Consider the following 5534-nt stretch of genomic DNA (forward strand, 5'->3'; position numbering starts at 1 on the left):
AGTGCTTAATCCAACTTACCAAGCTGGGTTACGACGCGACGCCGTTCAACCAGATATTGAAGCAGAACGCAAAAAGAGAGATGAGATTGAGGCTGGGAAAAGTTACTGTAGCCGACGTTTTGGCGGCGCAACCTGTGACGACAAATCTGCTCAAATTTATGCGCGCTTCGATAAAAATGATTGGCGTATCCAACCTGCAGAGTTTTATCGCTTCCATGACGCAGAAGTTAACACTTTCGGATATTTCTGATGAGTCGAAAAATTATCTTGATAAAGCAGGAATTACTACTGCTTGTTTACGAATTAAATCGAAGTGGACTGCTGGCGGAAAATGAGAAAATTCGACCTATCCTTGCGCAGCTCGAGAAGCTCTTACTTTGCGACCTTTCGCCATCAACTAACGATTCTGTCAAAAACTGACGCGTTGGATGAGGAGAAGTGGCTTAATATGCTTGGCACGTTCGTCAAGGACTGGTTTAGATATGAGTCACATTTTGTTCATGGTAGAGATTCTCTTGTTGACATTTTAAAAGAGCGTGGATTACTATCTGAGTCCGATGCTGTTCAACCACTAATAGGTAAGAAATCATGAGTCAAGTTACTGAACAATCCGTACGTTTCCAGACCGCTTTGGCCTCTATTAAGCTCATTCAGGCTTCTGCCGTTTTGGATTTAACCGAAGATGATTTCGATTTTCTGACGAGTAACAAAGTTTGGATTGCTACTGACCGCTCTCGTGCTCGTCGCTGCGTTGAGGCTTGCGTTTATGGTACGCTGGACTTTGTAGGATACCCTCGCTTTCCTGCTCCTGTTGAGTTTATTGCTGCCGTCATTGCTTATTATGTTCATCCCGTCAACATTCAAACGGCCTGTCTCATCATGGAAGGCGCTGAATTTACGGAAAACATTATTAATGGCGTCGAGCGTCCGGTTAAAGCCGCTGAATTGTTCGCGTTTACCTTGCGTGTACGCGCAGGAAACACTGACGTTCTTACTGACGCAGAAGAAAACGTGCGTCAAAAATTACGTGCAGAAGGAGTGATGTAATGTCTAAAGGTAAAAAACGTTCTGGCGCTCGCCCTGGTCGTCCGCAGCCGTTGCGAGGTACTAAAGGCAAGCGTAAAGGCGCTCGTCTTTGGTATGTAGGTGGTCAACAATTTTAATTGCAGGGGCTTCGGCCCCTTACTTGAGGATAAATTATGTCTAATATTCAAACTGGCGCCGAGCGTATGCCGCATGACCTTTCCCATCTTGGCTTCCTTGCTGGTCAGATTGGTCGTCTTATTACCATTTCAACTACTCCGGTTATCGCTGGCGACTCCTTCGAGATGGACGCCGTTGGCGCTCTCCGTCTTTCTCCATTGCGTCGTGGCCTTGCTATTGACTCTACTGTAGACATTTTTACTTTTTATGTCCCTCATCGTCACGTTTATGGTGAACAGTGGATTAAGTTCATGAAGGATGGTGTTAATGCCACTCCTCTCCCGACTGTTAACACTACTGGTTATATTGACCATGCCGCTTTTCTTGGCACGATTAACCCTGATACCAATAAAATCCCTAAGCATTTGTTTCAGGGTTATTTGAATATCTATAACAACTATTTTAAAGCGCCGTGGATGCCTGACCGTACCGAGGCTAACCCTAATGAGCTTAATCAAGATGATGCTCGTTATGGTTTCCGTTGCTGCCATCTCAAAAACATTTGGACTGCTCCGCTTCCTCCTGAGACTGAGCTTTCTCGCCAAATGACGACTTCTACCACATCTATTGACATTATGGGTCTGCAAGCTGCTTATGCTAATTTGCATACTGACCAAGAACGTGATTACTTCATGCAGCGTTACCATGATGTTATTTCTTCATTTGGAGGTAAAACCTCTTATGACGCTGACAACCGTCCTTTACTTGTCATGCGCTCTAATCTCTGGGCATCTGGCTATGATGTTGATGGAACTGACCAAACGTCGTTAGGCCAGTTTTCTGGTCGTGTTCAACAGACCTATAAACATTCTGTGCCGCGTTTCTTTGTTCCTGAGCATGGCACTATGTTTACTCTTGCGCTTGTTCGTTTTCCGCCTACTGCGACTAAAGAGATTCAGTACCTTAACGCTAAAGGTGCTTTGACTTATACCGATATTGCTGGCGACCCTGTTTTGTATGGCAACTTGCCGCCGCGTGAAATTTCTATGAAGGATGTTTTCCGTTCTGGTGATTCGTCTAAGAAGTTTAAGATTGCTGAGGGTCAGTGGTATCGTTATGCGCCTTCGTATGTTTCTCCTGCTTATCACCTTCTTGAAGGCTTCCCATTCATTCAGGAACCGCCTTCTGGTGATTTGCAAGAACGCGTACTTATTCGCCACCATGATTATGACCAGTGTTTCCAGTCCGTTCAGTTGTTGCAGTGGAATAGTCAGGTTAAATTTAATGTGACCGTTTATCGCAATCTGCCGACCACTCGCGATTCAATCATGACTTCGTGATAAAAGATTGAGTGTGAGGTTATAACGCCGAAGCGGTAAAAATTTTAATTTTTGCCGCTGAGGGGTTGACCAAGCGAAGCGCGGTAGGTTTTCTGCTTAGGAGTTTAATCATGTTTCAGACTTTTATTTCTCGCCATAATTCAAACTTTTTTTCTGATAAGCTGGTTCTCACTTCTGTTACTCCAGCTTCTTCGGCACCTGTTTTACAGACACCTAAAGCTACATCGTCAACGTTATATTTTGATAGTTTGACGGTTAATGCTGGTAATGGTGGTTTTCTTCATTGCATTCAGATGGATACATCTGTCAACGCCGCTAATCAGGTTGTTTCTGTTGGTGCTGATATTGCTTTTGATGCCGACCCTAAATTTTTTGCCTGTTTGGTTCGCTTTGAGTCTTCTTCGGTTCCGACTACCCTCCCGACTGCCTATGATGTTTATCCTTTGGATGGTCGCCATGATGGTGGTTATTATACCGTCAAGGACTGTGTGACTATTGACGTCCTTCCCCGTACGCCGGGCAATAATGTTTATGTTGGTTTCATGGTTTGGTCTAACTTTACCGCTACTAAATGCCGCGGATTGGTTTCGCTGAATCAGGTTATTAAAGAGATTATTTGTCTCCAGCCACTTAAGTGAGGTGATTTATGTTTGGTGCTATTGCTGGCGGTATTGCTTCTGCTCTTGCTGGTGGCGCCATGTCTAAATTGTTTGGAGGCGGTCAAAAAGCCGCCTCCGGTGGCATTCAAGGTGATGTGCTTGCTACCGATAACAATACTGTAGGCATGGGTGATGCTGGTATTAAATCTGCCATTCAAGGCTCTAATGTTCCTAACCCTGATGAGGCCGTCCCTAGTTTTGTTTCTGGTGCTATGGCTAAAGCTGGTAAAGGACTTCTTGAAGGTACGTTGCAGGCTGGCACTTCTGCCGTTTCTGATAAGTTGCTTGATTTGGTTGGACTTGGTGGCAAGTCTGCCGCTGATAAAGGAAAGGATACTCGTGATTATCTTGCTGCTGCATTTCCTGAGCTTAATGCTTGGGAGCGTGCTGGTGCTGATGCTTCCTCTGCTGGTATGGTTGACGCCGGATTTGAGAATCAAAAAGAGCTTACTAAAATGCAACTGGACAATCAGAAAGAGATTGCCGAGATGCAAAATGAGACTCAAAAAGAGATTGCTGGCATTCAGTCGGCGACTTCACGCCAGAATACGAAAGACCAGGTATATGCACAAAATGAGATGCTTGCTTATCAACAGAAGGAGTCTACTGCTCGCGTTGCGTCTATTATGGAAAACACCAATCTTTCCAAGCAACAGCAGGTTTCCGAGATTATGCGCCAAATGCTTACTCAAGCTCAAACGGCTGGTCAGTATTTTACCAATGACCAAATCAAAGAAATGACTCGCAAGGTTAGTGCTGAGGTTGACTTAGTTCATCAGCAAACGCAGAATCAGCGGTATGGCTCTTCTCATATTGGCGCTACTGCAAAGGATATTTCTAATGTCGTCACTGATGCTGCTTCTGGTGTGGTTGATATTTTTCATGGTATTGATAAAGCTGTTGCCGATACTTGGAACAATTTCTGGAAAGACGGTAAAGCTGATGGTATTGGCTCTAATTTGTCTAGGAAATAACCGTCAGGATTGACACCCTCCCAATTGTATGTTTTCATGCCTCCAAATCTTGGAGGCTTTTTTATGGTTCGTTCTTATTACCCTTCTGAATGTCACGCTGATTATTTTGACTTTGAGCGTATCGAGGCTCTTAAACCTGCTATTGAGGCTTGTGGCATTTCTACTCTTTCTCAATCCCCAATGCTTGGCTTCCATAAGCAGATGGATAACCGCATCAAGCTCTTGGAAGAGATTCTGTCTTTTCGTATGCAGGGCGTTGAGTTCGATAATGGTGATATGTATGTTGACGGCCATAAGGCTGCTTCTGACGTTCGTGATGAGTTTGTATCTGTTACTGAGAAGTTAATGGATGAATTGGCACAATGCTACAATGTGCTCCCCCAACTTGATATTAATAACACTATAGACCACCGCCCCGAAGGGGACGAAAAATGGTTTTTAGAGAACGAGAAGACGGTTACGCAGTTTTGCCGCAAGCTGGCTGCTGAACGCCCTCTTAAGGATATTCGCGATGAGTATAATTACCCCAAAAAGAAAGGTATTAAGGATGAGTGTTCAAGATTGCTGGAGGCCTCCACTATGAAATCGCGTAGAGGCTTTGCTATTCAGCGTTTGATGAATGCAATGCGACAGGCTCATGCTGATGGTTGGTTTATCGTTTTTGACACTCTCACGTTGGCTGACGACCGATTAGAGGCGTTTTATGATAATCCCAATGCTTTGCGTGACTATTTTCGTGATATTGGTCGTATGGTTCTTGCTGCCGAGGGTCGCAAGGCTAATGATTCACACGCCGACTGCTATCAGTATTTTTGTGTGCCTGAGTATGGTACAGCTAATGGCCGTCTTCATTTCCATGCGGTGCACTTTATGCGGACACTTCCTACAGGTAGCGTTGACCCTAATTTTGGTCGTCGGGTACGCAATCGCCGCCAGTTAAATAGCTTGCAAAATACGTGGCCTTATGGTTACAGTATGCCCATCGCAGTTCGCTACACGCAGGACGCTTTTTCACGTTCTGGTTGGTTGTGGCCTGTTGATGCTAAAGGTGAGCCGCTTAAAGCTACCAGTTATATGGCTGTTGGTTTCTATGTGGCTAAATACGTTAACAAAAAGTCAGATATGGACCTTGCTGCTAAAGGTCTAGGAGCTAAAGAATGGAACAACTCACTAAAAACCAAGCTGTCGCTACTTCCCAAGAAGCTGTTCAGAATCAGAATGAGCCGCAACTTCGGGATGAAAATGCTCACAATGACAAATCTGTCCACGGAGTGCTTAATCCAACTTACCAAGCTGGGTTACGACGCGACGCCGTTCAACCAGATATTGAAGCAGAACGCAAAAAGAGAGATGAGATTGAGGCTGGGAAAAGTTACTGTAGCCGACGTTTTGGCGGCGCAACCTGTGACGACAAATCT

The 5534-nt window shown here is 44.8% G+C and carries 9 protein-coding genes; all 9 read left to right on the forward strand.

The features are described from left to right. The first annotated feature begins 1 nt into the window (after position 1). The gene (locus AO58_RS18455) at positions 2-250 is read left to right on the forward strand and encodes a hypothetical protein (protein WP_002820105.1); all 249 of its coding nucleotides are present in this window, start codon (positions 2-4) and stop codon (positions 248-250) included. Continuing rightward, positions 250-420 (forward strand): bacteriophage K family protein, encoded by a 171-nt coding sequence (locus tag AO58_RS18460; protein ID WP_002253904.1) that lies wholly within the window; start codon positions 250-252, stop codon positions 418-420. The genes AO58_RS18455 and AO58_RS18460 overlap by 1 nt, the downstream gene beginning before the upstream one ends. After that, positions 353-592, forward strand: coding sequence for a phage DNA packaging protein C (locus tag AO58_RS18465; protein WP_016670801.1), 240 nt, complete (start codon positions 353-355; stop codon positions 590-592). The genes AO58_RS18460 and AO58_RS18465 overlap by 68 nt, the downstream gene beginning before the upstream one ends. Beyond that, positions 589-1047: a scaffolding protein D gene (locus AO58_RS18470; protein ID WP_000084700.1), complete on the forward strand. Its 459-nt coding sequence runs from the start codon at positions 589-591 to the stop codon at positions 1045-1047. Before AO58_RS18465 ends, AO58_RS18470 begins: the two co-directional genes overlap by 4 nt. Continuing rightward, positions 1047-1163 (forward strand): phage DNA packaging protein J, encoded by a 117-nt coding sequence (locus AO58_RS18475; RefSeq protein ID WP_000033471.1) that lies wholly within the window; start codon positions 1047-1049, stop codon positions 1161-1163. Before AO58_RS18470 ends, AO58_RS18475 begins: the two co-directional genes overlap by 1 nt. Before the next feature lie 36 nt (positions 1164-1199). Then, positions 1200-2483 carry a major capsid protein gene (locus AO58_RS18480; RefSeq protein ID WP_000065572.1) on the forward strand — a complete coding sequence of 428 codons (1284 nt, stop codon included), beginning with the start codon at positions 1200-1202 and terminating at the stop codon, positions 2481-2483. A gap of 110 nt (positions 2484-2593) precedes the next feature. Beyond that, positions 2594-3121: a hypothetical protein gene (locus AO58_RS18485; RefSeq protein ID WP_000487867.1), complete on the forward strand. Its 528-nt coding sequence runs from the start codon at positions 2594-2596 to the stop codon at positions 3119-3121. 8 nt (positions 3122-3129) lie between these two features. Continuing rightward, positions 3130-4116: a Minor spike protein gene (locus AO58_RS18490; RefSeq protein ID WP_000466547.1), complete on the forward strand. Its 987-nt coding sequence runs from the start codon at positions 3130-3132 to the stop codon at positions 4114-4116. 36 nt (positions 4117-4152) lie between these two features. Continuing rightward, a partial coding sequence (locus AO58_RS18495; RefSeq protein WP_503089847.1) for a replication endonuclease occupies positions 4153-5534 on the forward strand: 1382 nt, incomplete at its 3' end.

This window comes from Flavobacterium succinicans LMG 10402 (genome assembly GCF_000611675.1).
GTDB classification, from domain to species: Bacteria; Bacteroidota; Bacteroidia; order Flavobacteriales; family Flavobacteriaceae; genus Flavobacterium; species Flavobacterium succinicans.